Annotated in this window: 23 protein-coding genes, 5 tRNA genes and 1 riboswitch; of the genes, 10 read left to right on the plus strand and 18 right to left on the minus strand. The window is 56.9% G+C overall.

The window, feature by feature from the left end:
* Position 1 precedes the first annotated feature (1 nt).
* The 3 genes from H8F21_RS24105 to lpdA are packed head-to-tail and all read left to right on the plus strand — an operon-like array spanning position 2 to position 3,729.
* Positions 2-1,060, plus strand: a complete 1,059-nt coding sequence (locus H8F21_RS24105) for an alpha-ketoacid dehydrogenase subunit beta (RefSeq protein WP_203585500.1) — start codon at positions 2-4, stop codon at positions 1,058-1,060.
* The gene (locus H8F21_RS24110) at positions 1,061-2,341 is read left to right on the plus strand and encodes a dihydrolipoamide acetyltransferase family protein (protein ID WP_203585501.1); all 1,281 of its coding nucleotides are present in this window, start codon (positions 1,061-1,063) and stop codon (positions 2,339-2,341) included. It abuts the gene before it with no gap.
* Positions 2,342-2,343: 2 nt separating this feature from the next.
* Positions 2,344-3,729 carry a dihydrolipoyl dehydrogenase gene (gene lpdA, locus H8F21_RS24115; RefSeq protein ID WP_203543968.1) on the plus strand — a complete coding sequence of 462 codons (1,386 nt, stop codon included), beginning with the start codon at positions 2,344-2,346 and terminating at the stop codon, positions 3,727-3,729.
* A gap of 82 nt (positions 3,730-3,811) precedes the next feature.
* Here the strand turns inward: lpdA and H8F21_RS24120 are convergent, their stop codons facing one another.
* Entirely contained in the window at positions 3,812-4,708 is an 897-nt protein-coding gene (locus H8F21_RS24120; RefSeq protein WP_203585502.1) for a LysR substrate-binding domain-containing protein, read from the minus strand.
* A gap of 128 nt (positions 4,709-4,836) precedes the next feature.
* On the opposite strand from H8F21_RS24120, the gene H8F21_RS24125 reads away from it, so the two are divergent.
* Positions 4,837-5,472, plus strand: coding sequence for a glutathione S-transferase family protein (locus tag H8F21_RS24125; protein WP_203585503.1), 636 nt, complete (start codon positions 4,837-4,839; stop codon positions 5,470-5,472).
* 22 nt (positions 5,473-5,494) lie between these two features.
* Positions 5,495-6,538 (plus strand): LLM class oxidoreductase, encoded by a 1,044-nt coding sequence (locus H8F21_RS24130; protein ID WP_236043196.1) that lies wholly within the window; start codon positions 5,495-5,497, stop codon positions 6,536-6,538.
* A gap of 35 nt (positions 6,539-6,573) precedes the next feature.
* On the opposite strand, the gene H8F21_RS24135 is transcribed toward H8F21_RS24130, so the two are convergent.
* From H8F21_RS24135 to H8F21_RS24150, 4 genes are all read right to left on the minus strand, one after another.
* Complete coding sequence (locus tag H8F21_RS24135) at positions 6,574-7,587, minus strand: sensor domain-containing diguanylate cyclase (RefSeq protein WP_203585504.1); 1,014 nt, start codon at positions 7,585-7,587, stop codon at positions 6,574-6,576.
* Positions 7,588-7,639: 52 nt separating this feature from the next.
* Entirely contained in the window at positions 7,640-9,298 is a 1,659-nt protein-coding gene (locus tag H8F21_RS24140) for a phosphoethanolamine transferase (RefSeq protein WP_203585505.1), read from the minus strand.
* 139 nt (positions 9,299-9,437) lie between these two features.
* A complete protein-coding gene (locus tag H8F21_RS24145) occupies positions 9,438-10,166 on the minus strand; it encodes an SDR family oxidoreductase (RefSeq protein ID WP_203585506.1) in 729 nt (242 codons plus the stop codon).
* A 190-nt stretch (positions 10,167-10,356) separates the two neighbouring features.
* Positions 10,357-11,382 (minus strand): LacI family DNA-binding transcriptional regulator, encoded by a 1,026-nt coding sequence (locus H8F21_RS24150; RefSeq protein WP_236043197.1) that lies wholly within the window; start codon positions 11,380-11,382, stop codon positions 10,357-10,359.
* 298 nt (positions 11,383-11,680) lie between these two features.
* On the opposite strand from H8F21_RS24150, the gene H8F21_RS24155 reads away from it, so the two are divergent.
* Together H8F21_RS24155 and tal are read left to right on the plus strand one after the other, a co-directional pair.
* Positions 11,681-13,222, plus strand: a complete 1,542-nt coding sequence (locus H8F21_RS24155; protein WP_203585507.1) for an FGGY-family carbohydrate kinase — start codon at positions 11,681-11,683, stop codon at positions 13,220-13,222.
* A gap of 68 nt (positions 13,223-13,290) precedes the next feature.
* Positions 13,291-14,277, plus strand: a complete 987-nt coding sequence (tal, locus tag H8F21_RS24160) for a transaldolase (protein ID WP_203585508.1) — start codon at positions 13,291-13,293, stop codon at positions 14,275-14,277.
* 125 nt (positions 14,278-14,402) lie between these two features.
* Here tal and H8F21_RS24165 read toward each other — a convergent pair.
* Positions 14,403-14,479: transfer RNA gene (locus H8F21_RS24165), tRNA-Arg, on the minus strand.
* 308 nt (positions 14,480-14,787) lie between these two features.
* On the opposite strand from H8F21_RS24165, the gene H8F21_RS24170 reads away from it, so the two are divergent.
* On the plus strand, positions 14,788-15,003 hold the full coding sequence (locus tag H8F21_RS24170) for a hypothetical protein (RefSeq protein WP_203543975.1): 216 nt from the start codon (positions 14,788-14,790) through the stop codon (positions 15,001-15,003).
* 3 nt (positions 15,004-15,006) lie between these two features.
* Here the strand turns inward: H8F21_RS24170 and phnN are convergent, their stop codons facing one another.
* Positions 15,007-15,603, minus strand: a complete 597-nt coding sequence (gene phnN / locus H8F21_RS24175; RefSeq protein WP_203585509.1) for a phosphonate metabolism protein/1,5-bisphosphokinase (PRPP-forming) PhnN — start codon at positions 15,601-15,603, stop codon at positions 15,007-15,009.
* A gap of 344 nt (positions 15,604-15,947) precedes the next feature.
* Here phnN and H8F21_RS24180 point away from each other — a divergent pair, with 344 nt between their 5' ends.
* Positions 15,948-16,274, plus strand: a complete 327-nt coding sequence (locus H8F21_RS24180) for an Arc family DNA-binding protein (protein WP_038616878.1) — start codon at positions 15,948-15,950, stop codon at positions 16,272-16,274.
* 65 nt (positions 16,275-16,339) lie between these two features.
* On the opposite strand, the gene mgtE is transcribed toward H8F21_RS24180, so the two are convergent.
* From mgtE to alaS, 8 genes are all read right to left on the minus strand, one after another.
* Positions 16,340-17,782 carry a magnesium transporter gene (gene mgtE, locus H8F21_RS24185; protein WP_203585510.1) on the minus strand — a complete coding sequence of 481 codons (1,443 nt, stop codon included), beginning with the start codon at positions 17,780-17,782 and terminating at the stop codon, positions 16,340-16,342.
* A 331-nt stretch (positions 17,783-18,113) separates the two neighbouring features.
* Positions 18,114-18,190, minus strand: a tRNA-Arg gene (locus H8F21_RS24190).
* 77 nt (positions 18,191-18,267) lie between these two features.
* A tRNA-Arg gene (locus H8F21_RS24195) sits at positions 18,268-18,344 on the minus strand.
* 76 nt (positions 18,345-18,420) lie between these two features.
* Positions 18,421-18,497 (minus strand) — tRNA-Arg (locus H8F21_RS24200).
* A gap of 108 nt (positions 18,498-18,605) precedes the next feature.
* Positions 18,606-18,696, minus strand: a tRNA-Ser gene (locus H8F21_RS24205).
* A 72-nt stretch (positions 18,697-18,768) separates the two neighbouring features.
* Positions 18,769-18,957 carry a carbon storage regulator CsrA gene (csrA, locus tag H8F21_RS24210; RefSeq protein WP_002554426.1) on the minus strand — a complete coding sequence of 63 codons (189 nt, stop codon included), beginning with the start codon at positions 18,955-18,957 and terminating at the stop codon, positions 18,769-18,771.
* A 180-nt stretch (positions 18,958-19,137) separates the two neighbouring features.
* On the minus strand, positions 19,138-20,373 hold the full coding sequence (locus tag H8F21_RS24215; protein WP_136477565.1) for an aspartate kinase: 1,236 nt from the start codon (positions 20,371-20,373) through the stop codon (positions 19,138-19,140).
* An 88-nt stretch (positions 20,374-20,461) separates the two neighbouring features.
* Positions 20,462-23,080, minus strand: coding sequence for an alanine--tRNA ligase (gene alaS, locus H8F21_RS24220; protein ID WP_203475768.1), 2,619 nt, complete (start codon positions 23,078-23,080; stop codon positions 20,462-20,464).
* A gap of 235 nt (positions 23,081-23,315) precedes the next feature.
* Positions 23,316-23,467, plus strand: a riboswitch (FMN riboswitch).
* A gap of 93 nt (positions 23,468-23,560) precedes the next feature.
* Here alaS and H8F21_RS24225 point away from each other — a divergent pair.
* Positions 23,561-24,067: a 6,7-dimethyl-8-ribityllumazine synthase gene (locus H8F21_RS24225; RefSeq protein WP_203475769.1), complete on the plus strand. Its 507-nt coding sequence runs from the start codon at positions 23,561-23,563 to the stop codon at positions 24,065-24,067.
* Positions 24,068-24,132: 65 nt separating this feature from the next.
* Here the strand turns inward: H8F21_RS24225 and astE are convergent, their stop codons facing one another.
* Genes astE through astB form a run of 3 tightly spaced genes read right to left on the minus strand, consistent with a single transcriptional unit; the run spans position 24,133 to position 26,805 of the window.
* A complete protein-coding gene (astE, locus tag H8F21_RS24230; RefSeq protein ID WP_203475770.1) occupies positions 24,133-25,140 on the minus strand; it encodes a succinylglutamate desuccinylase in 1,008 nt (335 codons plus the stop codon).
* A gap of 10 nt (positions 25,141-25,150) precedes the next feature.
* On the minus strand, positions 25,151-25,441 hold the full coding sequence (locus tag H8F21_RS24235; RefSeq protein ID WP_136477569.1) for a topoisomerase II: 291 nt from the start codon (positions 25,439-25,441) through the stop codon (positions 25,151-25,153).
* A gap of 14 nt (positions 25,442-25,455) precedes the next feature.
* On the minus strand, positions 25,456-26,805 hold the full coding sequence (gene astB / locus H8F21_RS24240; RefSeq protein ID WP_203475771.1) for an N-succinylarginine dihydrolase: 1,350 nt from the start codon (positions 26,803-26,805) through the stop codon (positions 25,456-25,458).
* Positions 26,806-26,823: the final 18 nt, after the last annotated feature.

Raw genomic sequence — 26,823 nt, forward strand, 5'->3', positions numbered from 1 at the left:
CATGAACGATCACAACACCACCATCCAGTTGGAAACCGCCATGGCGACTACTACCATGACCATGATCCAGGCCCTGCGCTCGGCCATGGACATCATGCTTGAGCGCGATGACAACGTGGTCGTATACGGCCAGGACGTTGGCTACTTTGGCGGCGTGTTCCGCTGCACCGAGGGCCTGCAGAGCAAATATGGCAAGTCGCGGGTTTTCGACGCACCGATCTCCGAGAGCGGCATCGTCGGCACAGCCGTGGGCATGGGTGCCTATGGCCTGCGCCCGGTGGTCGAGATTCAATTTGCGGACTACTTCTACCCGGCCTCCGACCAGATCGTCTCGGAAATGGCGCGCCTGCGTTACCGCTCGGCTGGCGAGTTCATCGCCCCGCTGACCCTGCGTATGCCTTGCGGCGGCGGTATTTATGGCGGCCAGACCCACAGCCAGAGTCCCGAGGCAATGTTCACCCAGGTCTGCGGCCTGCGCACGGTGATGCCTTCGAACCCCTACGACGCCAAAGGCCTGTTGATCGCCTCGATCGAGAATGATGACCCGGTGATTTTCCTGGAGCCCAAGCGCCTGTACAACGGCCCATTCGACGGCCACCACGACCGCCCGGTAACGCCATGGTCAAAACACCCTGCCGCCGCCGTTCCTGATGGCTACTACACCGTCCCTCTGGACAAGGCTGCCATCACTCGCCCCGGCAACGATGTAACAGTCCTGACCTACGGCACCACCGTGTACGTCTCACAAGTGGCCACCGAAGAAAGTGGAGTCGACGCTGAAGTCATCGATCTGCGCAGCTTGTGGCCGCTGGATCTGGAGACCATCGTTGCCTCGGTGAAAAAGACCGGTCGATGCGTAGTCGTGCACGAAGCCACCCGCACCTGCGGTTTTGGCGCCGAGTTGATTTCGCTGGTTCAGGAACACTGCTTCCATCATCTCGAAGCCCCGATCGAACGCGTGACCGGTTGGGATACCCCCTACCCGCATGCGCAGGAATGGGCGTATTTCCCAGGCCCTTCACGGGTGGGCGCGGCATTGAAACGGGTAATGGAGGTCTGAATGGGCACGCACGTCATCAAGATGCCGGATATCGGTGAAGGCATCGCACAGGTCGAGTTGGTGGAATGGTTCGTCAAGGTCGGTGATACCGTCACCGAAGATCAGGTCGTGGCCGATGTCATGACCGACAAAGCCACGGTGGAAATTCCCTCGCCGGTAAGCGGTAAGGTACTGGCCCTGGGTGGTCAGCCCGGTGAGGTCATGGCCGTCGGCAGCGAGCTGATCCGCATCGAGGTAGAAGGCGCCGGCAATCACCAGGAAGGCACCAGCAAAGTTGCTGAACCCACGCCTGCACCATCTGTTGTAGAACCGGTGGAAGCAAGCTTGCCCCGCGAAGAAGCCAGCAAGCCCACCCCACCCGTGCTTTCGGCTCATCAGCCCAGCCCGATCGTCCCGCGCGCGGCCGGCGAGCGCCCATTGGCCTCTCCTGCCATCCGCAAGCGTGCCCTGGATGCCGGTATTGAACTGCGCTTCATCCACGGCAGCGGCCCGGCCGGGCGCATCCTGCACGAAGACCTCGACGCGTTCCTGACCACGCCGACCCAGGGCACCCAAGGTGCATCTGCCGGCTACAGCAAACGCACCGACAGCGAACAGATCCCGGTCATCGGCCTGCGCCGCAAAATCGCCCAGCGCATGCAAGATGCCAAGCGCCGCGTTGCGCATTTCAGTTATGTCGAAGAGATCGACGTCACCGCGCTCGAAGAGCTGCGTGTACACCTGAACAAGAAATGGGGCGACAGCCGCGGCAAACTGACCCTGCTGCCGTTCCTGGTGCGTGCGATGGTCGTGGCCTTGCGTGAGTTCCCGCAGATCAACGCCACCTACGACGATGAAGCCCAGGTCATCACTCGCCACGGCGCGGTGCATGTCGGCATCGCCACTCAGGGCGATAACGGCCTGATGGTGCCGGTGCTACGCAATGCCGAGGCCGGCAGCCTGTGGAACAACGCAGGTGAAATCGTGCGCCTGGCCAACGCGGCTCGCAGCAACAAGGCCAGCCGAGAAGAGCTGTCGGGCTCGACCATTACCCTGACCAGCCTGGGCGCCTTGGGCGGTATTGTTTCCACCCCTGTGGTCAACACCCCCGAGGTGGCCATTGTCGGCGTCAACCGCATGGTCGAGCGACCAATGGTGGTCAATGGCCAGATCGTTATTCGCAAGATGATGAACCTCTCCAGCTCGTTCGATCACCGCGTGGTCGATGGCATGGACGCGGCACTCTTCATCCAGGCCATTCGCGGCCTGCTCGAACAACCTGCCAGCCTGTTTGTGGAGTAACCATGCAACAGACTCAAAACACCACCTTGCTGATCATCGGTGGCGGTCCCGGCGGCTACGTCGCAGCCATCCGTGCAGGCCAACTGGGCATTCCTACCATTCTGGTCGAGGGCCAGGCCCTTGGCGGCACCTGCCTGAACGTGGGCTGCATTCCCTCCAAGGCGCTGATCCACGTTGCCGAGCAGTTCCACCAGACTCGCCAGCACAGCCAGCATTCGAACCTGGGCATCAAGGTTGCACCGCCAAGCTTGGACATCGCGCAGAGCGTGGCCTGGAAAGACGGCATCGTCGATCGCCTCACCAGCGGTGTTGCTGCCCTGCTGAAAAAGCACGGGGTCAAGGTGATCCACGGCTGGGCAAAAATCCTCGATGGCAAAAGCGTTGAGGTCGATGGCCAACGTATTCAGTGCGAGCACATGTTGCTGGCAACCGGCTCCAGCACGGTGGAGTTGCCGATGCTGCCTTTAGGTGGCGCGGTTATCTCATCTACCGAAGCGCTGGCCCCCACTACCTTGCCCCAACGCCTGACGGTGGTTGGCGGTGGCTACATTGGCCTGGAGCTGGGAATCGCCTATAGCAAACTCGGCGTGGACGTCAGTGTGGTAGAGGCCCGCGAACGGATACTGCCAACCTACGACAGCGAGCTGACAGCACCGGTCGCCGAGTCGATCAAGAAACTCGGCATTACCCTTTACCTCAAGCACAGTGTTGAAGGCTTCGACGCCGACAACAAGCTGCTGCAAGTGCGTGATCCAGCCGGCGCAATGCTGCAGATTGCAACCGATCAGGTATTGGTCGCCGTGGGGCGCAAGCCTCGTACCCAAGGTTTCAATCTGGAAAACCTGGGACTGAAAATGAACGGCGCTGCGGTGGCCGTCGATGAACGTTGCCAGACCAGCATGCGTAACGTCTGGGCCATCGGTGACCTGAGCGGTGAACCGATGCTTGCTCACCGCGCCATGGCCCAGGGCGAAATGGTTGCCGAGATCATCGCTGGAAAAACCCGTCGCTTTGAACCCACTGCGATTGCCGCGGTGTGCTTCACCGATCCGGAACTGGTGGTGGTCGGCAAGACCCCCGACGCTGTCGAACACGAAGGCATAGACTGCATCGTCGCGCAGTTCCCCTTCGCCGCCAACGGCCGGGCCATGACCCTGGAATCGAAAAGCGGCTTCGTCCGTGTCGTCGCCCGCCGTGACAACCACTTGATCCTGGGCTGGCAAGCTGTCGGTGTCGGCGTCTCGGAACTGTCGACGGCCTTTGCGCAATCACTGGAAATGGGCGCACGCCTGGAAGACGTGGCGGGCACTATTCATGCCCATCCAACCCTGGGCGAAGCCGTCCAGGAAGCGGCATTGCGGGCGCTTGGTCACGCCCTGCATCTGTAACCTGTAACACACTGAAGCGGCCAAGGCCGATTTGACCCGCTGTGCGAGCGCGCAGCGGGTATTTTTTTGCCTCTACCCTGGTTCAACGCACAGGCAGACTTTGCACTTGAGCCTTGATCCAGTTGACGAATGCCTGCACTTCAGGACGCTGCAAGATGTCGGGACGACTGACCAGGTAGTAAGCGAAGCGCGAAGGCCAGGGCTTGTCCAGCGCGACGATCAACCTGCCGGAGTCGATGTCTTCCTGAGCATGCGTATCCTGGACCAGCGCAATGCCTTGGCCGGCCGCCGCCGCGCGCAACAGCAGCAAGTCGTCGTCGAAGCTCATCCCGCGCTGCGCCTCGTCGCCTGCCTGCGCACCGTGGGCCTGCAACCACAACGGCCAATCGGCACGATCACTGTCTTGCAGTAGCGGGTAATCCAGACAATCAACCGGCTCATTGATAGCCGGGCCCTGGGCCAACAATTGTGGACTTGCCACCGGCAAGAGTACCGGCGCCATCAGCCGAATCGACTCAAGCCCTGCGTAGCTGCCGAGGCCATGACGCAGGGCGATATCTACGCGGTCGCGATTAAAGTCCACAAGCTTGGCCGACGCTTCGACACGCACCTCAATGTGCGGATGCAGGGCACTGAAAGCGCCGATCCTCGGCACCAGCCAGGACGCTGCAAACGAAGGCACTGTGCTGATTGTCAGCGTTTTTTCTACCGAGAAGTTTTCCAGCGTCGAATAGGACTTCTCAATCAGATCAAAACCACGCAGCAGACTGGCGTGTACCCGGGCTCCTGCCTCGGTGAGATGGACGCCGTGATGACCACGCACAAACAGCACAACCCCAACGCGTTCCTCCAGCAAACGTATCTGCTGGCTGATCGCTCCTGGGGTCACGCCCAAGCGTTCGGCCGCCGCCTTGAGGCTGCCTAGCCGCCCGGTTTCGGTAAAGGCACGTAATGCCAACAACGGTAAAACGGCTCCCACAGGCCACCCTCAGGTTAGAAATTCTAATCTCATAGAAAAGGAATCATCGTTTTTCAAGCCTACAACGGCTCACTAGGATAGCGGTCAGTATCTCACCTGACCAGCTCCATACAGTACGGAAGCGAACGATGAACGACCCTACACTAACGCTTTATACCGATAGCTCACCTAATGGCTTCAAAATCACCATCGCCCTTGAGGAACTGGGTCTGCCCTACGCACTCAAGCATGTTCGCATCGATCAGGGCGACCATCATGACCCTGCTTTTCTTCAACTCAATCCGCATGCGCGCATTCCAGTACTGGTGGACCAGGAATCTGGCATCACCCTTTTCGAGTCCGCGGCGATCCTGCTGTACCTGGCAGAAAAAACCGGGCAGCTGCTGCCAAGCGATCCAACTTTGCGCTGGGCGGCCATCAAATGGCTGATGTTCCACGCCTCGAGCATGGGGCCGATTCTTGGTCAACGGGTGCATTTCGAGCTGTTCGAACACCCCCCCATTCAGGCCGCTATCGAGCGCTATCGAGACCTTACGCAACAGACTTTCACCACCCTGGACAACCAGTTGGCGCACAACCGCTGGCTTGCCGGTCCGGAGTACAGCATCGCCGACATCGCCACCTTCGGATGGATGCACATCGCACGCATCATCGACTTCGACTTCAGCCGTTTCAATCACCTGAACGCCTGGTATGAGCGCATGGAGCTACGGCCCGCCGTGCAGCGCGGCATCAGCTTGCCGCAACCGGCAACCGGTCCGTGACATTCACTTGGAGAGCATCGGCATGAACCACACTGCAATCGGCAACACGCCTGCTACCGTCGGAGCCAGCGCTCCGGCATTTGCTGCGCACCCTGGCTACCAGAGGATGTTCGCGGATGGTGAATTGACCCTAGGCATGTTTCTGCCATTACGCTTTTATCAGGGCGACCTGGGCGTACTTGCAGGCCAGGCCGATCTTGTCGGCGAAATCGACCGCCTTGGGTTCGCTGCCGTCTGGGTACGGGACGTTCCGCTGTTCGATCCGTCCTTCGGCGATGCCGGGCAAATCTTTGACCCCTTCACCTACCTGGCCTACCTGGCCGCGAAAACCCAACGAATCGCCCTGGCCACTGGCAGCGCTATCTTTTCCCTGCGCCATCCTATCGACCTGGCCAAGGCCGCTTCGACCATCGACCAACTCAGCGGTGGGCGTCTGGTCATGGGCATCGCCTCGGGCGACCGTCCGGTGGAATTTCCGGCGTATGGTTTGGAGTACAGCGAGCGCGGCGAACGTTTCGCCGATGCGGTGGATTACTTTCGGCAGCTGCTGCAAGGTACCGAGACCAACATCGCCTCACCACTGGGCAACCTCAGCGCAGCGCAGCTGCTACCCAGGCCTGTTACTGGCAACATTCCCTTGCTTGTCACCGGCTCATCCCGTCAATCACTGCCGTGGCTGGGTGAGCATGCCGACGGTTGGCTGACCTACCCCCAAGCCACTCACTCTGCTTCGGGACCACGGCAACTTGGAGAAAAAATTCGTGCCTGGCGCAGCCATATTCCGGACCAGGGCTTTCGCCCTCACGTTACCAATGAATGGATCGATCTGGATGAAGACGCGAACTTTCCACGTACACCATTACGCGGTGGGTATGTACTGCGAACCGGACGCAAGGGCTTGATTGAATTGTTCGGTGAATGGCGCGATGCCGGTGTGAACCACGCAGCGCTAGGCATCCACCTGGCCCAGCGTCCCGCGCAAGAGATAATCCAGGAGCTGGGCGAAGAGGTTCTGCCGTTATTTCCCGCACACGCTGGTCCTTCGCCGATGGCCCAGAACTGGTAGACGCTGCGCTGTACCTTGCTTGTATTACTGTGAAGTTACTCGCACACCCTGTTTTTCCCGGCCGCTTTTGCCCGGTACAAGGCTTGGTCCGCCCGCATCAGTATTTGCCCGTGGTCTTCCCCCTCCTGAAGCTGTACCACACCATAGCTCATGGTCAATGGGTACTCGCCCACGGAGGGCGCCTGTTCCAATGCCTGACGGATGGTGGCGGCCAGTCGCCGAGCCTGTTCGAGCGAAGCGTCGACCATCACCACGACAAACTCATCTCCCCCCCAGCGAGCCAACAGCTCAGTACTGTGCAGGCATTCTCGAACCCGCCCGACTATATCGATCAACGCACTGTCGCCTCGGCCATGGCCGTAGCGGTCATTGATGGGCTTGAAGTCATCCACATCCATCACAATCAGCGACAATGGCTGGCGAAAACGTCGAGCGCGTTCACACTCCTGCTGCAGCACCTTCTCCAGGCGATAGCGGTTGGCGATCAAGGTCAGCGCATCACGCTCAGCCAAATCACGATTCTCATCCAGCTGGCGCTGCAGTTGCTGATTGACCCACGACAACTCGCGCGTGCGCTCCGCCACCAATGCCTCCAGCGAGGAGTTCTGCTGCTCCAACTGCTGCACCAGGCGCTTGCTGGCATCGATGTTGCGATGAGCCCCGAGCATCCGCGCAACTGAACCGTCGGCATTACGCTCGATAATATGACCGCTGTCTTCGATCCACAGGTAACTGCCATCCCGGCACTTACAACGGTATTGCACCTTGTACTGCTCAGCGCGCTGCGTGATGTAGGCCTCAAAATGCTCCATCACCCGCGAGTAATCTTCGGGGTGAATCACACGCTCCCAGGTCAACACAGAGTTATCCAGGGAATGGCTGGAATACCCAAGCATCTTGTACCAACCAGGGTTACGGTATACATAGCCGGTATTGGCATTCCAATCCCAGATACCGTCGCTGATCAGGTCCAGCAAGGTTTGCAATTGAGCGCCTTCGAACGCTACAGATGGAACCGTCGGCACTGCCGATTCAGGTGCTTGACTCATGGACCCTCTCCCTTGTCCTGGACGGCTTCGCTCCAGTCCGCCCGCGCCACATTCACCGAGCACTGTTCAACAGTTCAAAATCGAATTTCGGCACATAGACGCCAGCGAGTAGGTGCGGACAATTTGAGGTAACAAAATCATCACTCAACAGATCATATGAGCTTTTGTACTTATCGGTCAGCACCCCGGTAGCGCCGAGCAGCGTATGAGACAACGACGATATGCTGATTTTCTGATGTTCTCTATCTTTCAGCTTCATTAGGTTGAGTGACGGTTGATGCCTGACATTGTCAGATGCCCAAATGAATGCTGAGACCAGCAGATCATATTCATTACCCATGCCGTGGCCCAATAACTCGCGGTTATCGTCCAACAAGTTTTCGCCATGATCCGAGGAGTAGAACAATAGTGAGGGCTTCTCGGTACGCTTGAGCCTATCGATAATTGTCCCTAGCAGCCAATCGGTATACAGCACCGTATTGTCATACTCTGCGGTAATTTTTTCCTTGGCACTGTTGGAGGATGGCGTGAAGAGCTTGAAATCATCCGGGTATCGGCGCGAGTAGTCGAAATGGCTGCCTTTCACATGAATGAATATGGCCTGCTTCTCTCCCGCCCCCTGGCTCAGGATTTTCTCGTACGCAGGAATCAATGCACCATCGAAGCTTCTTTCAAAATATTGGCGGTGGTTGGCCTCTGCAGCTATTTGCGGAATGATACCGCCGAAGCTATCGACCTCCTGTACCGACAACCAATAGGTTTTGTACCCGGCTGCGCGATAGATGCCCACCAGCGATTTGGTCGAGGCAATCGAATCCCAATCCGAAATGGGCTCCAGGCTGAGCATCGAGGGTACCGCCACGGCTGTGTAGGGGGCGGTCGTGCACATACGATTGAACTTGAAAATTCCTGTTTGCTTATCCAGGTTTGGTGTAGTTTTTTTGTCGTAGCCGTACAACGACCAATTATGCGGCCGCGACGATTCACCGATCACGAACACCAGGGTTTCTATGGCTGACTTTGTCGGCACAGTCATCAACTTTACTTCCGACGCCTGCCGCTGCTTGATAAGTTTTTTAGATTCACTGTATATATGCGCAGTCAGGCCTGCCTGGGACAAGTAACCTACCGGCGTACTTTGATCCTTGGCAACCAGATCAAGCACTGCATGTGCCCCGAGCGAGTTAACCTTCACGGTCTTGTAAAAGTACGCTCCATACCCAAGCACCAAGGCGCAAAGGGTCAGCGCAAAAATACCTTTATTTTCATAATGTTCACGCCTGTACAGCCCTATCAGCCCAGCCCCATAGCAAATCAGAAAAGTGATCAGAACGAAGCTGATAGGTTGCCAATAGGTCGGCAGAAAGTCGTCGGCCTCCCTGTAGTTGGTCATACCGATAAAAAGGTAGGCAGCCGTCAACCTCGAATTGAAATTCAACACCAAAAACAAATCGACAGCGGCTGCCAGATAAAATGGCAGCAGAATAAGATGAAACTTAAACTGATTGACCGAGGAAAACCGAATAGCCAACAACCAGAGCAATGAAATACCCATGGTATAAAACGCCAGCAAATCAATTTGTGAGTAGTGATAGTTGGTTATCAGCCTAATGATCAACGGCGATAGCAAGTACGCCCACAACACCAGGTTTTGCCACTCTGCCTTGAATACTTTCACTGCAAAACCGATCACATTGGCTGAGGTTTTCATCTTTTAATTATTCTCATGGATTACCTGCTCGCTGCCCCAAGCGTAGCTTCAGTTTGCGCGCGATGCCACGGGGTTTGGGGCCAGGTAAACGAGAAATGACCCGGTGCGTCTAGCACCGGGTATTTTGCTAACACGGTCCTTACATGTCGAAAGCAGAAGGCAGAACGACCATGTCGCGGATGGTCACATGACGGGGTCGGGTCAGGATATACATCACCGCGTCGGCCACTTCACAGGGGTTGATAATACTGCCGCTCTCTTTGGCTTTTTTCAGGTTTTCTTCAGGCCAATCGGCGAGTAGCGCGCTGTGCACAGGACCTGGCGACACCGCAGAAACGCAAATGCCATGTTTGTTGACCTGGCGCCGAACAGTCTGCACAAAACAATTGATCGCCCATTTGGAGGCTGCATAAACAGGCTCCCACGAGACGGGGAAGTGACCTGCAACTGAGCCGGTGACGACGATGTCTCCAGCCCCCCGTTCGATCATGTGGGGGAGCACATCATGGATGTTTTTCATGACTGCATTGATGTTGAGGTTGAGCATCCGATCAATGCCAGCCCCATCAGCCTCGACCAGATCGCCGCCGATATAGCTGCCTGCGTTTGCATAGAAAATATCAAGCTGACCTGTCTTGTCCAAAACGCCGCTTAGAAGAGAAGCGCAGCTCTGCGGATCCAACAGGTCGATCACCAGTGGCACAGCCGCTTCGCCGAGACGGTCACAAGCGCGCTGCAGAGCAGGCTCATCACGATCAATCAACACGACGCGAGCTCCTGCGGCAACCATGGCTTCGACGGTCGCCAAGCCAATACCCGATGCTGCCCCTGTCACGCCTGCGACTTTGCCAACAAGTTCGTTAGCCATCAGAAATCTCCTTTTGGCCCCGCTTGGGCGAGGCACCGTTGTTGTTGTGGGAGTAATGTTGACGTTTACATTTCCAAGCTGCAAAACGTCTGGAGGGAGAATGTAGAGGGCAGGATTTAGCGATGTCAACGTTAACATTGTAGCGATAAGCCACAGAAAGCAGCTGTCAGCAAAATCATCAACGCCGGCTCTAGCGCTGCAACTGCCCTCTCACGACCTCATCTGAGGGAACGTATTGAGGATCGTCAATTTTTTTCAGCAGCATGTTTATCGCGCTCAATCCAAGCGCGTAGGTGTCATGACTGATGCAAGGGATCGGTTCTGCGTAGAGATCGGCGTAAGGCACCCGATCAATGCTGAAAAGCTGAATGTCCTTACGGGATACTCCGTGCTGGCGCATGGCTTCGAGTGAACCCAGGGTGATCAAAAGGTTCAGGCCAAAAATGGCATCCGGGCGCTTGCCGCCTGCCAGGTATTCACTCACCGCTTCACGGGCAGGCCCCTGGGTGTAATCGCCGTGCAGAACATCCAATGACGTGGGTTCTGGGTACTGATCCAGTGCTCGGCGAATACCCGCCAGACGAGACAAGGTGATATTTGATCGCTCAGGGCCGCCCACCACCAGGAAGTGCCGATGCCCCTGATCGAGCAATGCGCAGATCCCCCGGTATCCGCTCTCCTGATTGTCCAGGTAAACGCCAGCAAAAGGCGCATTGGCGAGTTTTCGGTCAATTTGAACGACGGGGATGCCAGCCATTTCAAGCTTGGGCAGATAGCTTGGATGGTAATCATCATCATCCGAAATTACCGACAGTACGATTCCGGCGACCTGATAGCTCAGCAAGGTATCGATAGCCCTGGCCTCCAACTCTGCCGAGCCGTCTGTGTCAAAGAGCATCAGGGAAAAGTCTCTCCTTTTCGCCTCCCGGGTGATCGCCTTGATAACCTCCCCGTAAAAGGGGTTGTCCAGGCTTGCAGTCACTAACCCGAACAGTCGGCTTTCCCGGCTTTTGAGGTTTCGGGCGAAAGCGTTGGGTACGTAGTTGAGCTCACGTGCCACTTCCAAAATTTGCGCAAGTGTCTCCTTCTTAACCTTCTCGGGCCTGTTCAAGGCACGGGAGACAGTGACAGTGGTCATATTGACCCGTTTTGCGATGTCAGTGATGGTAGCTTTGCTCGGCTTTGTCATGAAATTACTGTCCACACTAGCGTTCATAGACGACCTTTCCCTGTGCTCTCCCATGGGGCGCAGGCTGAAAGTGAGGTCTATTGTAAAGGCAAAATGCGTATGCTAGCTTGAATCCAATGTACACGTTAACATTTCCCGCCCTACAGTATCAACGTGGCTTCAAACACGGACCAAACTGTAACTGGCGTTTTTTTTAGTCAGAAAATGTAAACGTCTACATTACCAACTAGCAAATGCCCTCCTCTCACCATTACTGTGCTTTTAACAAAGCGCTGTAAAGATGAGTCACGCCCGACGTAAAGGTCATCATGCGATGAAGCGGAATATGAGTTACGTGATTGGAGTTGATATAGGTACTCAGAGCACCAAGGCGCTGCTGATGTCTACCGAAGGCGCAATCATTTCCCAAGCGTCAGTTGCCTACAAAATTGAGCAACCGCGACCTCTCTGGGCCCAACAATGGCCGCAGGTATGGCTTGCTGCGGTATATGAGTCGGTAGCCAGCGCTGTATCCAGAAGCTCGGTGCCTGCCAGTGAAATTAAAGCCATCTGCGTGAGCAGCTTGTACGGCGGGTCAGGGATTGCAGTAGATGAAAACATCAAGGCGCTGCACCCGTGCCTGATATGGATGGACAGACGTGCCCAGGCAGAGGTGGAGTGGGTTCGCCAGAACATCGATGTGCAACAGCTAAAGCAAATAAGCGGGAATGGCATCGACAGCTATTACGGTTACACCAAGATCCTCTGGCTCAAACGCCACAAACCGCAGGTCTGGGCCAAAACGCGATATCTGCTTCCGCCCAACAGCTATGTGCAATACCACCTCACCGGCGCGCTGAGCGTGGATCACAGCTCCGCCGGAAACATTGGCGGCATCTACGACATCAAGGCGAGAACCTGGTCCGTACCCATGCTCGAAGCGCTCGGCATTGACGCGAAACTCATGCCGCAGCGACTGGTGGAATCCAGCGACATAGTGGGTCATCTGCTACCCGAGGCCGCAACCAAGCTGGGACTCGTCGCAGGAACGCCAGTAGTCGCAGGCGGAGTAGATGCTGCGATGGCGACATTAGCTGCTGGAGTTGTCGAACCTGGTAATCATGTGGCGATGATAGGTACCAGCATGTGCTGGGGTTTTATCAACCCCAACACCGACGCTGACTTCGGCCTCATCAGCATGCCCTCCGTGCACAATCCTGCCGAAGACCTCTACATTTTTGGAGGTGCGATAGCCGCCGGTGCATCGGTCAGTTGGTTCAGGGATCAGTTTTGCGCACAGGAGAAACAAGCGGCAGCCCTACTGCCCGACGTTGACGTGCACGACCTGATGGAACTTGAAGCAGTCAGAACGCCACCGGGCTCAAACGGCCTGATCTTCCTCCCCTACCTGATGGGCGAACGAAGTCCGGTCTGGGATGCGCAAGCCTCCGGATCGTACGTCGGGCTTTCGCTGTTCCACACCAAAGCCCATATGTATCGAGCTGTTCTTGAAGGACTGGCCTTTGCCCTTCGTCACAACATGGAGTGCGGCCAACGAGGCCCCGTGAGATTACACCCCGAACTGATTGTGGTAGGTGGCGCATCAGCGTCCGACCTTTGGATGCAAATCATCGCCGACGTTACGGGTTATCCGGTTCTAACTATTGAAGAAGAAGTTGAAGCACCCTTGGGTGGAGCCATGCTGGCAGCCTTGGCTATCGGCGCCATCGACACGCTGGCGCAGGTTCGTGACTGGCGAACGCTTCGCCCGCGCGCTCAGCCCAACCCTGACAACAAGCGCATGTATGACCTTATGTTCGAGCAATATTGCAACATCTACCTGGCCCTGAAACCCAGCATGCATGCCTTGGCACTGCTGAGCGAATGACCAAGTCGTGCAGGTCTGGATGCGCCAGATCGGCGCACAGTCACAAACTAAAAGAGGAAAGGAAACCCATGCCCAGCTTGCTCAACCAATTGAAAACACTCAGCTCCGTCGTCGCGGACACGGGCGATCTTGATGTCATCCGCCGCTTTGTTCCTCAAGATGCCACGACCAATCCCTCACTGATCCTCAAGGCCGCGCAATCGGGCCAATACGACAGTCTTCTGGATAAGATCACTGCCGACTGCGAACGTCTAGATGCTTCTCTCGATGAACGCGTCGACGATGCTTGCGACCGCTGGGTCGTTGCTATGGGCGGCTTGATTCTGCAGCACGTAAATGGCCGCGTGTCGACAGAGGTCAATGCCCGACTGTCTTTCGACACCGAAGCCAGCCTTTCTAAAGCCCGCAAGCTTGTCGCATTGTATGAGGCTTCAGGCATAAGTCGTGATCGCATCTTGATCAAGCTTGCAGCGACTTGGGAAGGCATTCGTGCGGCTCAGGTGCTGGAGCAAGAAGGCATCCAGTGCAACCTGACCCTGATTTTCAGCCTCACTCAAGCACGCGCCTGTGCCGAAGCGGGTGCCTACCTGATTTCACCGTTTGTTGGTCGCATCCTCGACTGGTATCGCAAGAACACTCCGGATGTCATCTACCCACCTGCAAAGGAGCCAGGTGTTGTACGGGTAGCCGAGATTTATCGCTATTTGCGCCTTCATAAATACCCGACGGTGGTAATGGGCGCCAGCTTCCGTAACAGCGGTGAAATCCTGGCGCTGGCGGGTTGTGACCGCTTAACTATCAGCCCCTCGCTTCTCGAAGAGCTAGAGGGGAAAGACGGCGTTGTGGTACGGGCCATGGCGCAGATCGAGAGTCGGGAAGATCGCCCTTCCCGCATCACTGAGGCTGCTTTTCGCTGGGAGCTTAATGAAGATGCAATGGCCACCGAGAAGTTGGCAGAGGGCATTCGCGGATTTGAGGCTGATCAACGAAAACTTGAAGCGCTGGTGCGCAGCAAATTTGAAAGGATTGATCCATCAGTTTCACGTGAACGATGAGATCATCGCCAAGAGGGAAACGTCGGGATTGGCTCATCCGACGTTGAGGCATGAACGCGAACTTCGACAAGGAGTTCGCCCCTAGTTGCGATTGCGTAATCGAAACCATCGACGCCTTGAACGTATGGTGTCCCAGGGCAGGTTCGAACTGCCAACCTTCCCCTTAGGAGGGGGATGCTCTATCCAATTGAGCTACTGAGACATAGGGCCGGCAACGAGCGCTGCGCGACAACGGACGGCGTGCATGTTAACCAGCGAGCCGGCGTTTGTCATGTCATCCGTAGGGCTTTTTGCCAATGCCCTTTGCTCTCTTCGCGGTAAGAATCGGGCATTTTGCAACAAGGCAGTCGGCCATTATTGCAGATTGCATGAAAGCGCCAAACAAAAACATATGTAAACCATTGAATTTTAAGGAAAATAAACCAAAACAACACTGGCATGTGGTGTGCAGTTTCTTCTCTATAAAAAATAGGCCCGGCAACCGCCTCTTACCCCAGTGGAGTCTGCCAGATGAACCGCACACTGCTTCTGCTCAACGCCCTGGCATTGGTCGCCTTGATAGGTTTGGTCCTGCAACCGCAAGCCTCGACGGTTTCGTCCATGCCTCGGGCCCCGGCGATGGCTGCAAAATTGGCAGTCTTCGGTGATCCCGCAACTAACGCCACCGTTTCACAGCAAACACCCAGCGTGCCTGTCGTGGCTGTCAGCGAACGACTGAGTTTTTGACCTTTATCGCCCGCTGAGCACTCCGCGCTCACGCAACAGCGCCATTAACTGCGCTACGGTGTCGTCAAGCTGGCCGGAATTGTCCAGTACGCAAACAGTTTGATCGGCCAATTGCAGCTGCTGACTGCGAGCCAAGCGCTGTTCGATATCCTCAAGACTCTCCCGGCCGCGGGCCAACAAGCGTTGGCGCAGTACCTGCGGATCAACCGTTAGCAGTATCGCGAGCAAATCGGGGTAGCGCTCGCGGGCCTCAGCCAGGTACGCGCGTGACCCGTTTACCAGCACTGTACGCCCCTGCTGCAACCAGCTATCGATCTCCTTGGGAATGCCATACGCAAGACCATTGGCTCGCCAGTGCAACGCGAACTCACCCATTGCGCACAGTTGCTCGAAGCGTTCGACGGATACACCGACAGCATCCTCGCCTTTGGCTTCAGCGGACCGGGTGATTACCCGCCGAACAATGGCAACGTTGTGCTCCAGCAATTTTGCCCGGGCCGCATCGATCAGGGAGTCCTTACCGACCCCCGAGGGGCCCATCAGATAAATCAAAGCCCCAGAGAGTGCTGTACGGGGTCCGGCGCTTGCGTCATGCTGCATAGCCACTATGCTCATTGGTAGGAAAGCTCGCGCATTCTAGACGCTTTCCGAGCGCTATTTCGCCTGTTTCCTACACGGTGAAGCTCTATCTACCGACGGGCTGCAAAATGGAAAAATGTTAGCTTTTCAAACCAGTGCTCATTTCTGATAATTGGTACTGGCAAAAAGCCTTTATCCGGTTCAATATTTGTCACAGAATTGACGCCAAGGAACCGGCGACAATGAGGCATGATCCAACCCTCATTCACAATTCAGGTTGAACATTTTGTCACCGTGATGGTCGTACTGTGATCGTGCGGCCAATTTCGAGAACCGCTTCCCCTGAACTAAAACCGGTCAATTATATGCGCCCAATGAAACAGGCTGTTTACTCAAGCCGCACCGCTGACAAGTTCGTCGTCCGCCTCCCCGACGGAATGCGTGAGCGCATTGCCGAGGTAGCGCGCCACCACCACCGCAGCATGAACTCTGAAATCATTGCCCGCCTGGAACAGAGCCTGATCCAGGAAGGAGCTCTGGGTGATGAACTGAGCATGCGCCTGGACAGCCCGGAGCTGTCATTGCATGAGCGCGAACTGCTGCAACGCTTCCGTCAACTTTCCCATCGCCAGCAGAATGCCCTGGTGGCGCTGATTGCCCACGACGTCGAGATGGCTGCAGACGCGTCCTGAAGATCGCCAGCGCAATTGAAAAAGCCAGCGTAAGCTGGCTTTTTTGTGGCTGCGATTTAACTGGCTTAGAGCAGGAAGATAGTAGCCAGGCCCAGGAAAATGAAGAAGCCGCCGCTGTCGGTCATCGCCGTGATCATCACGCTGGCCCCCATCGCAGGGTCGCGACCAAGGCGCGCCAGAGTCATTGGTATCAACACCCCCATCAATGCCGCGAGCAACAGATTGAGTGTCATTGCCGCAGTCATCACGACACCCAGCGACCAACTGCCGTACAGCAGGTACGCCACCACACCAATCACACCACCCCATACCAGGCCATTGATCAAGCCGACCGCAAGCTCTTTGCGCATCAGGCGCGTGGTGTTGCCCGGGCTGACCTGGTCGAGCGCCATGGCCCGCACGATCATGGTGATGGTCTGGTTGCCGGAGTTACCTCCAATGCCCGCAACGATGGGCATGAGCGCCGCCAAGGCCACCAGCTTCTCGATTGACCCCTCGAACAGACCGATCACACGCGACGCCATAAAGGCAGTGATCAGGTTGATCGCCAGCCACGCCCAACGGTTGCGCAACGAACGCCAGACCGAAGCGAAGATATCTTCTTCTTCGCGCAGACCGGCCATGTTCAGCACTTCGGTCTCACTTTCCTCACGGATCAGATCGACCATCTCGTCAATGGTCAAACGGCCGATCAGGCGACCGTTCTTGTCCACTACCGGTGCAGATACCAGGTCGTAACGCTCAAAGGCCTGAGCCGCGTCGTAGGCGTCCTCTTCCGGGTGGAACACCACTGGATCGTCGGCCATGACGTCGGCCACTTTCTTGTCCGGATCATTGACCAGCAAACGCTTGATCGGCAGCACACCCTTGAGAATACCGTCGTAATCGACCACGAACAGTTTATCGGTATGCCCTGGCAGCTCCTTGAGCCGACGCAGATAACGCAACACCACTTCGAGACTGACATCTTCGCGGATGGTCACCATCTCGAAGTCCATCAGCGCACCGACCTGCTCCTCGTCATAGCTCAACGCGGAGCGCACGCGCTCACGCTGCTGGCCATCAAGGGTTTCCATCAGCTCATGGACGACATCACGCGGCAACTCGGGCGCCAGGTCAGCCAGTTCGTCGGCGTCCATCTCCTTGGCAGCTGCGAGCAACTCATGATCGTCCATGTCGGCGATCAGTGTTTCTCGAACAGAGTCGGATACTTCCAGCAGGATGTCGCCGTCGCGTTCGGCCTTGACCAACTGCCAGACAGTCAGACGATCGTCCAGAGGCAGGGCTTCGAGAATATAAGCGACGTCAGCAGAGTGCAGATCATCAAGCTTACGCTGCAGCTCGACGAGGTTCTGGCGGTGAACGAGGTTTTCTACCAGGTCGTGGTGATGACCTTCCTGGCGATGGGTCAGGTCTTCGACCAGGCGTTGACGCTGCAGCAGTTCGACCACCTGAGCCAGGCGATCCTGCAAGCTCTCTTGCGTCTTTTTTGCTTCGATTTCAGTCATAGGCGAACTCCACTCCCAGCAGCGGAGCACGCCGGGAGAATCAATCAGTCAGATCTTGATTGGCAAAACTTGCTATTGAGTAACTACTGGGTAAGTCCATGGTGGTATTCCACAAGCCCCGGCGGGGCTGACGGGCGCAATCATACACCGCTTGTCCTGTCAGGGGGCTGAAAAAATCGCGGTTAGAACAATCGTTTGCGAGACATAGCTCAGACAACCTGCGCATCTATCAGTGCGACGGCAACCAAGATAAAAAAACACATGTCAGCAATAAAAAGATAGGACACGGAAAAGCAAAAAGCCCGCCTAAGAAGGCGGGCTTTCTGTTGTATGGTGCACTCAGGAGGATTCGAACCTCCGACCGCTCGGTTCGTAGCCGAGTACTCTATCCAGCTGAGCTATGAGTGCAGGGTTGGCGCTTGATAGACCAGATCACCTCTGGTTGCAGCTGAAGCAACTTTCCAGAAGAAAGCTGCTTCGTCGTATGGTGCACTCAGGAGGATTCGAACCTCCGACCGCTCGGTTCGTAGCCGAGTACTCTATCCAGCTGAGCTATGAGTGCAGGGTTGGCGCTTGATGGACCAGATCACCTCTGGTTACAGCTGAAGCAACTTTCTATAAGAAACCGCTTCGTCGTATGGTGCACTCAGGAGGATTCGAACCTCCGACCGCTCGGTTCGTAGCCGAGTACTCTATCCAGCTGAGCTATGAGTGCATTTGTTACCGCGCATTATAGGCCGCTAAATCTTTTTGCCAACCACTTTTTCGTTTAATTTCAACGACTTACGCGATTCAGGCAGATTACAGCGTCCTACATGAATAATGGCGGAGAAGGGGGGATTCGAACCCCCGATACCCTTGTGAGGTATACTCCCTTAGCAGGGGAGCGCCTTCGGCCACTCGGCCACCTCTCCGCAACACGGGGCGTATAATAACCAGAGCCTTCCCCGTTTGCAAACTCTTTTTTGAAAAAAAATCGATAAAAATTAATGGCTTGGTTCTTCGTCCTTCTCTTTCTTGATCCGCAGGTAGATTTCCTCGCGGTGGACGGCCACTTCTTTAGGCGCATTCACACCGATTCGTACCTGGTTTCCTTTGACGCCGAGCACGGTCACGGTGATTTCGCCGTCGCCAATGATTAGGCTCTCGGCGCACCGACGAGTCAGAATCAGCATATCTTTCTCCTCACGAAATTCAGTTCAGGGGTAACAGTCTGCAAAAAGGGCTTGAGCCTTTAGCCCGTGACGGCTAAAGGCCTACGCCTAAGTATTGACCAGTGCGAGCAAAACGACAGATTTCTCACACCCGCCAGAAACGCGAAGGGCGCGGCTAAGCCGCGCCCTTGAGGCATTGCCTTACTCACCCTGTCGGGCGGGGGCGTCCAGTTCGAATGCGGTGTGCAGCGCGCGCACCGCCAGCTCCAGGTACTTCTCTTCGATCACCACCGAGACTTTGATCTCGGAGGTAGAGATCATCTGGATGTTGATGCTTTCTTTGGCCAGTGCTTCGAACATGCGGCTAGCGACACCTGCGTGAGAGCGCATGCCGACACCAACGATCGAGACCTTGGCAATATTGGTATCACCTACTACTTCACGTGCGTTGAGTTCCTGGGCGGTAGTTGCCAGAACTTTGTGCGCCTTGTCGTAGTCATTGCGGTGCACGGTGAAGGTGAAGTCAGTGGTGTTATCGTGCGAAACGTTCTGCACGATCATGTCGACTTCAATGTTCGCGGCACTGATCGGGCCGAGGATCTTGAAAGCAACGCCCGGGGTATCCGGTACGCCACGAATGGTCAGCTTGGCCTCATCGCGATTGAAGGCGATGCCGGAAATGATCGGCTGTTCCATGGATTCCTCTTCATCAATAGTAATGAGGGTACCCGGACCCTCCTGGAAGCTGTGCAGTACGCGCAGCGGAACGCTGTACTTGCCGGCGAACTCGACGGCACGGATCTGCAGCACCTTGGAACCGAGGCTGGCCATCTCCAGCATCTCTTCGAAGGTAATCTTGTCCAGGCGCTGAGCCTGGGACACCACGCGTGGATCGGTGGTGTAGACACCGTCTACATCGGTGTAGATCTGGCACTCGTCAGCCTTCAGTGCTGCCGCCAGGGCTACGCCCGTGGTGTCGGAACCGCCGCGCCCCAGGGTGGTGATATTGCCCTGCTCGTCGACGCCCTGGAATCCTGCAACCACAACCACCTTGCCGGCCTTGAGGTCACCACGAATTTTCTGATCGTCGATCTGCAGGATGCGCGCCTTGTTGTGCGCACTATCGGTGAGGATGCGCACCTGGTTACCGGTGTATGACACCGCAGGAACCCCACGCTTCATCAATGCCATGGCCAGCAAGGCAATTGTTACCTGCTCGCCAGTGGAGACGATCACATCCAGTTCACGTGGAACTGGCTGATCGCTGATCTGCTTGGCCAGGTCGATCAGGCGATTGGTTTCGCCACTCATCGCCGACAACACGACCACCAGATCATCGCCGGCCTCGCGGAATTTCTTGACCTTGTCGGCAACCTGTTCGATTCGCTCGACCGTGCCGACCGAAGTGCCGCCAAATTTCTGTACGATCAACGCCATTTCAAAGCCGCCTCAGCCCATGAAGGGCACCCAATAAACATTCAAACGACACAACGGCCCGCCACTAGACGACGGGCCGAAGAGTGTCTTAAACGCCCTGCTCCACGAATGGCACGGTCAGGGCCAGCGCGTTGTCCAGCGCTGCGGCGTCAACGCCACCGCCTTGCGCCATATCTGGACGACCGCCACCCTTGCCGCCCACAGCGGCAGCGGCTTGCTTCATCAAATCACCGGCTTTGAGTTGGCCAGTCAGGTCTTTGGTCACACCTGCAACCAATACAACCTTTTCCTCATGGACACTGCCGAGCAGGATCACTGCGCGGCCGAGTTTGTTCTTCAGTTGATCGACCAGCGCCAACAGCGCCTTGCCGTCCTGACCATCCAGGCGCGCGGCCAGGACTTTGACACCCTTGACCTCGACAGCCGAGTTGGACAGATCGTCGCCTGCAGCACTGGCAGCCTTGGCTTGCAGTTGTTCCAGTTGTTTTTCCAACTGACGGTTGCGCTCCAGCACTGCCGAGAGCTTGTCGATCAGATTGTCGCGGCTGCCCTTGACCAGTTGCGCAGCTTCCTTGAGTTGCTCTTCGGCAGCGTTAAGGTAAGCCAGTGCCGCTTCGCCAGTGACCGCTTCGATACGGCGCACACCGGAAGCAACACCCCCTTCGCTGATGATCTTGAGCAGGCCGATATCGCCGGTACGCTTGGCATGGATACCGCCACACAGCTCGACTGAGAAATCGCCACCCATGCTCAGTACGCGCACGCTGTCGCCATACTTCTCACCGAACAGCGCCATGGCGCCCTTCTGCTTGGCCGTATCGATATCGGTCTCTTCGGTTTGCACCTCGGAGTTCTTACGCACTTCGCGGTTGACGATGTCTTCCAGGGCCTTGAGCTGCTCTGGCTTGACGGCCTCGAAGTGGCTGAAGTCAAAACGCAAGCGTTGGCTATCAACCAACGAGCCTTTCTGCTGTACATGATCACCCAGCACCTGACGCAGGGCAGCATGCAGCAAGTGGGTAGCCGAATGGTTCAGCGAGGTGGCGTGCTGCACATCGGCATCGACCTTGGCCAGAACCTTGGTGCCGACCACCAGCGTACCGCTGGCCACCTGGCCGTGGTGCAGAAATGCGCCGCCAGTCTTGGTGGTGTCGCGCACATCGAAGCGCATGTTGCCAGCCTGCAGGTAGCCGGTGTCACCCACCTGGCCGCCGGACTCGGCATAGAACGGCGTGCGATCGAGAATCACAACGCCCTGCTCGCCTTCACCCAATTGCTCAACGACTTTACCGTCCTTATAAAGAGCAACGATGTTCGCCTCGCCTTCAGTGGCGCTATAACCGATGAACTCGGTAGGGACGTCGACTTTGACCAGGGTGTTGTAGTCCAGGCCGAAGGCACTGGCGGAACGCGCGCGCTCACGCTGCGCTTCCATTTCACGCTCGAAACCTTCTTCGTCGATGGTCAGCTCGCGCTCACGAGCGATGTCGGCAGTCAGGTCCATCGGGAAACCGTAGGTGTCGTAGAGTTTGAACACCACATCACCCGGTACCACGTTGCCCTTGAGTTCGGCCAGATCCTGCTCGAGGATTTTCAGGCCCTGCTCCAGGGTCTTGGCGAACTGCTCTTCTTCAGCTTTGAGCACGCGCTCGATATTGGCTTGCTGCTGTTTGAGCTCGGGGAAGGCTTCGCCCATTTCAGTCGCCAGGGCTGCAACGATCTTGTAGAAGAAGCTACCGGTGGCCCCCAACTTGTTGCCGTGGCGGCAAGCGCGGCGAATGATGCGACGCAGCACATAGCCCCGTCCTTCGTTCGATGGCAGCACGCCATCGGCGATCAGGAAACCGCAGGAACGAATGTGGTCGGACACCACCTTGAGCGACGACTGCTCCTCGTTCTTGCAGCCAATCGCAGCAGCGGAAGCATCGAGCAAGCTGCGGAACAGATCGATTTCATAGTTCGAGTGCACGTGCTGCATCACCGCACTGATACGCTCCAGGCCCATGCCGGTATCTACCGAAGGTGCTGGCAGCGGGTGCAGTACGCCATCGGCAGTACGGTTGAACTGCATGAATACGTTGTTCCAGATCTCGATGTAGCGATCACCGTCTTCTTCTGGCGAGCCAGGCGGGCCACCCCAGATGTCCGCGCCGTGGTCGTAGAAGATCTCGGTGCAAGGACCGCACGGGCCGGTATCACCCATGGTCCAGAAGTTATCGGACGCGTACGGCGCACCTTTGTTGTCACCAATACGCACCATGCGCTCGGCAGGCACACCGATTTCCTTGGTCCAGATGTCGTATGCCTCATCGTCGCTGGCATACACGGTCACCCAGAGTTTTTCCTCTGGCAGGCCAAGCACCTTGGTCAGGAAAGTCCAGGCATAGGTGATTGCGTCTTTCTTGAAGTAGTCACCGAAGCTGAAGTTACCCAGCATTTCGAAGAACGTATGGTGACGCGCGGTGTAGCCGACGTTTTCCAGGTCGCTGTTCTTGCCGCCTGCGCGAACGCACTTCTGGCTGCTGGTCGCGCGGGTGTAGGCGCGCTTTTCCTGGCCAAGGAAGCAGTCCTTGAACTGGTTCATCCCCGCGTTGGTGAACAGCAGGGTCGGGTCGTTGCCCGGAATCAAGGAGCTGGAGGCAACTCGGGTATGTCCCTGCTCTTCGAAGAAGCGAAGGAAGGCTTCACGGATTTCTGCGCTTTTCATAGGTTCTTCCACGGAAACGGCGGCCTGCGTCAAATTGACGAAACGACGGCAAAGGGCCGCATTATATCGGGCCTTAGGCCTGGGTGCAGTGTGTTTATGCTATAGAAACCGTCAATTGGACTGCTTGCAACGGTTTCCTCGATGAAATGGCATTCATCCGACAAAAAAATCGTTAGCAGCCTATACGTTCAAGCGGCAGATGTGCTAATAATTCGCTGCCACCGACGACCGGTGGCAACGTTCTCAGGGCGGGGTGCAATTCCCCACCGGCGGTAATTGCGCACCATGCGCATAGCCCGCGAGCGCTTGCAGGCTTGCCTGCAAGGTCAGCAGACCCGGTGTGATTCCGGGGCCGACGGTCATAGTCCGGATGAAGAGAGAACGGGATAGGCACCGCCGTGCCTGTCGCTGCGCACCTGCGTGGCGAAGTCCCCTTCGATCCAGATGCCCTGTTTCTCATACAAACAGGAGTCCGTTTCAATGCAACCTACCGCAATCGATAGCAAAAACCCTTCCCACGAGCGGATCGCGTTTATCCAGGCCTGCTGGCACAAGGATATTGTCGATCAGGCACGCAAAGCGTTCGTCGAGGAAATGCTCGTTTTGGGCTATCAGGCCAGCGACATCGACTTTTTTGAAGTCGGTGGCGCCTTTGAAATTCCCCTGCACGCCAAACTGCTGGCTCGTACTGGTCGCTATGCCGGCATCGTTGCCGCCGGTCTGGTCGTCGATGGTGGTCTGTATCGCCATGAGTTTGTAGCCCAGGCGGTGATCAGCGGCCTGATGCAGGTGCAGCTTGAAACCGAAGTACCGGTGTTCTCTGCGGTACTCACCCCGCATCACTTCCATGCAGGCGACGAGCATCAGAACTTCTACTTCGAGCACTTCCTGGTGAAAGGCGCCGAGGCCGCGAAGACCTGCGCCGACACACTACAGAAGTTGCGCGCCATACGCCGCATCGAAGCACCGCAAAAACGCGTAGGTTGATTGGCAGTGGCCGAGGTGGAAGCAACGCTTCTACCTTGGTCAACTGAGAACCGACAGGGTTTGATTCAAGCCAACTGATCGGGCGTGGTCGGCACCACTAGAATCCCCGCGCGCAATCCATTCTTGACCTTGGGGTTGGGGAAGATAATGCGAGCGCCCTCCTCCTCCACAATCCAGCGCGTGTTGGCCAAGTCTTCGGCCAGCAAGTAGCCCTTGGACAGTTCCGAGAAATTCTCGATGTCCGCCGGCAGGTGCAGGTGGAAGCTGTCACTGTGCTTGATGATTTCGCGTGCCACGCAGAACAATTGCAGGCCGTCCAGCGCTTCAGGCGCCTCTGGCTCGTTGCCTTCGATGATTTGCTTGAGGCGTGTTTCCAAGCGGTCGAGGTTGACCTGCTCGTTCTGCCCAAACGGACGCGCCTTGCCCAGCTCCAGGGTAAAGGCTTCGGCACCCAACTGCTCATAGGTGTACGCGGTAAAGGTGACTGAGGCCTTGCTTTGCAATAGTACGGCCTCCATACCGGCTGCACGCAAGCGCGCCAATTCGCGACGCGAATGCTGGCGGCCGTCCTTGAAGGGATACAAAGCGAACTGCTCGATCTTCGAGCCACGAATGGCCGTGTGCAGATCGTAATGCAGCCGGACACGCTCGGGCACACTGAAAAAAACCGCAGCCAAACGCTCAAGTTCACAAGCGCGCAACGCTTCCGAACCACTGGATAGCTCGTGCCGACCATTGAACAGGCGATTGACGTCCTGCTCGATGTAACGCTCGCCCTTGCGGATTGCCTCGGGGTTGCCAAATAGAAACAGGATTCTGGCCCGTGGCTTGATTTCACCCCCGGCAATACCGTGGAGCAAATCGTCGAGCAGCTCGATCGGGGCAGTTTCATTGCCATGGATTCCCGCCGACAGCAGCAGGTCCATACCGTTGTCACGCGCCTCTGGAGGACGCACTTCAAGCGCGCCCTCTCCGAGCCAGCGCATGCGCACGCCGTCGACAGTCAGCTGGGTCTTCTCTGCCGGTTCACGACCGGCAAGGGTCAGTTCGAGCAGTTTGCCGAGGGCGAGCATGGGCTATTCCTTAGTGATGGTGGCCGCAATCAGGACCATGGACGTGATCTTCATCGTCGCCGGCATCTGCCGGTTCCATTTCCAGCTGCAGGCTCACCAGGTTGGTAGCCAGCGGACGCAGCAGCAGGTTGGCGTACTCTTCGTCGTCTTCTTCGACGTCGACGCCGATCAGCAACTGACCACGGCCATCCTGCTGGATCCACACCTCCTTGCCTTGCCAGACCACCGCAAAGCGGGTGCAGGAAGTTTCCAGCTGGGTACCATCTTCATCTTCAAGGATCAGCCGCAGGGCGTCGGACATAGTCGAATTCTCTATCAAGGTTGGAGTTGGAACGGATAAACCGAACCCAGTTTCAGGATCTGGGTCAGCTCGTCCAGCGCAGCACGACACTCCAGCAACAACTGCGGATCAGCCAGGTCGGATTCAACCAGACGATCGCGGTAGTGCTTGTCGACCCACTGGGTCAGGGTGTCGTACAGCGAAGGCGTCATGATAACCCCTGGATTGACCGCTGCCAGTTCAGTTTCTTTCAGTGCTACGCGCAAACGCAGGCAAGCTGGGCCACCGCCGTTCTGCATGCTCTGCTTGAGGTCGAAAACCTTGACCTCGCCAACCGGGCCACCCTGGCTGGTCAAACTCGCCAGGTAAGCCCAGACCCGCTCGTTGTTGCGGCATTCTTCAGGCACGATCAGCAGCATCGAACCGTCGGCGCGGGACAACAGCTGGCTGTTGAACAGGTATGAGCGCACAGCGTCCTCTACCGTTACAGCCGAGCGTGGCACACAGATCGCCTTGAAGTTGCCACCCCGTTTAGCCAGTTTAGCCTGCAGTTGGCCAAGCATCGCCTCGGTCTCGAGGAAGGCGTCTTCGTGGTAGAAAAGCACCTCGCCGTTGCCCACGGCGATTACGTCGTTATGGAACACGCCCTGATCGATCACCGCAGGATTCTGCTGGCCGAAAACAACACCGTCCTCACTCAGGCCATGCAAGCGGGCGACCGCCTGGGATGCTTCGAGGGTCTGGCGTGCCGGGTATTTCTGCGGTGCTGGATAGCGGTTGTCAAAAGCACTGCGACCGTAGACGAAGAACTCCACGCCAGCTTCGCCGTAACTGCGACAGAAACGAGTATGGTTGGCAGCACCTTCATCACCGAACTGAGCCACCGCAGGCAGCGCGGCATGGTGAGCGAAGTGTTTGCTGTCAGCGAACATTGCCCCAAGTACACGACTGGTGGTCGGGTGTTCAATACTGCGGTGATACTTGCAATTGAGGTTGGCGGCGGTGAAATGCACGCGACCATCGGCCGTATCGGCACTTGGACTTACCGTGGCGGCGTTGGCGACCCACATGCTCGACGCCGAGCAACTGGCAACCAGCAACGGCATGGCTTCTTTCGCGGCGCGCTGGATGACTTCGGCATCACTACCAGAGAATCCCAGGCGGCGCAGAGCAGCAACGTCCGGGCGCTCCTGCGGTGCAAGAACACCTTGCTGGAAGCCCATTTCCATCAGCGCTTTCATCTTCGCCAGGCCCTGGAGCGCAGCTTCGCGCGGTTTGGAGCCCTGCTGGCTGTTGCTTTGCGAGGCAACGTTACCGTAGGACAGCCCGCCGTAGTTATGCGTCGGTCCCACCAGACCATCAAAGTTCACTTCAAACGATTTCATCGGCAAGGCTCCGTGGAC

It is taken from the genome of Pseudomonas arcuscaelestis, assembly GCF_016881005.1.
GTDB classification, from domain to species: Bacteria; Pseudomonadota; Gammaproteobacteria; order Pseudomonadales; family Pseudomonadaceae; genus Aquipseudomonas; species Aquipseudomonas arcuscaelestis.

What these genes read in the sequence shown, in the direction of transcription:
- H8F21_RS24110 (WP_203585501.1), top strand. Translation starts at nt 1,061, where the DNA reads ATGGGCACGCACGTCATCAAGATGCCGGATATCGGTGAAGGCATCGCA.
- H8F21_RS24145 (WP_203585506.1), bottom strand. Translation starts at nt 10,166, where the DNA reads ATGGCTAACGAACTTGTTGGCAAAGTCGCAGGCGTGACAGGGGCAGCA.
- H8F21_RS24130 (WP_236043196.1), top strand. Translation starts at nt 5,495, where the DNA reads ATGAACCACACTGCAATCGGCAACACGCCTGCTACCGTCGGAGCCAGC.
- H8F21_RS24225 (WP_203475769.1), top strand. Translation starts at nt 23,561, where the DNA reads ATGCAACCTACCGCAATCGATAGCAAAAACCCTTCCCACGAGCGGATC.
- csrA (WP_002554426.1), bottom strand. Translation starts at nt 18,957, where the DNA reads ATGCTGATTCTGACTCGTCGGTGCGCCGAGAGCCTAATCATTGGCGAC.
- astE (WP_203475770.1), bottom strand. Translation starts at nt 25,140, where the DNA reads ATGCTCGCCCTCGGCAAACTGCTCGAACTGACCCTTGCCGGTCGTGAA.
- H8F21_RS24125 (WP_203585503.1), top strand. Translation starts at nt 4,837, where the DNA reads ATGAACGACCCTACACTAACGCTTTATACCGATAGCTCACCTAATGGC.
- phnN (WP_203585509.1), bottom strand. Translation starts at nt 15,603, where the DNA reads ATGCAGCATGACGCAAGCGCCGGACCCCGTACAGCACTCTCTGGGGCT.
- H8F21_RS24215 (WP_136477565.1), bottom strand. Translation starts at nt 20,373, where the DNA reads ATGGCGTTGATCGTACAGAAATTTGGCGGCACTTCGGTCGGCACGGTC.
- H8F21_RS24150 (WP_236043197.1), bottom strand. Translation starts at nt 11,382, where the DNA reads ATGAACGCTAGTGTGGACAGTAATTTCATGACAAAGCCGAGCAAAGCT.
- tal (WP_203585508.1), top strand. Translation starts at nt 13,291, where the DNA reads ATGCCCAGCTTGCTCAACCAATTGAAAACACTCAGCTCCGTCGTCGCG.
- H8F21_RS24235 (WP_136477569.1), bottom strand. Translation starts at nt 25,441, where the DNA reads ATGTCCGACGCCCTGCGGCTGATCCTTGAAGATGAAGATGGTACCCAG.
- mgtE (WP_203585510.1), bottom strand. Translation starts at nt 17,782, where the DNA reads ATGACTGAAATCGAAGCAAAAAAGACGCAAGAGAGCTTGCAGGATCGC.
- H8F21_RS24105 (WP_203585500.1), top strand. Translation starts at nt 2, where the DNA reads ATGAACGATCACAACACCACCATCCAGTTGGAAACCGCCATGGCGACT.
- alaS (WP_203475768.1), bottom strand. Translation starts at nt 23,080, where the DNA reads ATGAAAAGCGCAGAAATCCGTGAAGCCTTCCTTCGCTTCTTCGAAGAG.
- H8F21_RS24170 (WP_203543975.1), top strand. Translation starts at nt 14,788, where the DNA reads ATGAACCGCACACTGCTTCTGCTCAACGCCCTGGCATTGGTCGCCTTG.
- H8F21_RS24180 (WP_038616878.1), top strand. Translation starts at nt 15,948, where the DNA reads ATGCGCCCAATGAAACAGGCTGTTTACTCAAGCCGCACCGCTGACAAG.
- H8F21_RS24155 (WP_203585507.1), top strand. Translation starts at nt 11,681, where the DNA reads ATGAGTTACGTGATTGGAGTTGATATAGGTACTCAGAGCACCAAGGCG.
- lpdA (WP_203543968.1), top strand. Translation starts at nt 2,344, where the DNA reads ATGCAACAGACTCAAAACACCACCTTGCTGATCATCGGTGGCGGTCCC.
- astB (WP_203475771.1), bottom strand. Translation starts at nt 26,805, where the DNA reads ATGAAATCGTTTGAAGTGAACTTTGATGGTCTGGTGGGACCGACGCAT.
- H8F21_RS24135 (WP_203585504.1), bottom strand. Translation starts at nt 7,587, where the DNA reads ATGAGTCAAGCACCTGAATCGGCAGTGCCGACGGTTCCATCTGTAGCG.
- H8F21_RS24140 (WP_203585505.1), bottom strand. Translation starts at nt 9,298, where the DNA reads ATGAAAACCTCAGCCAATGTGATCGGTTTTGCAGTGAAAGTATTCAAG.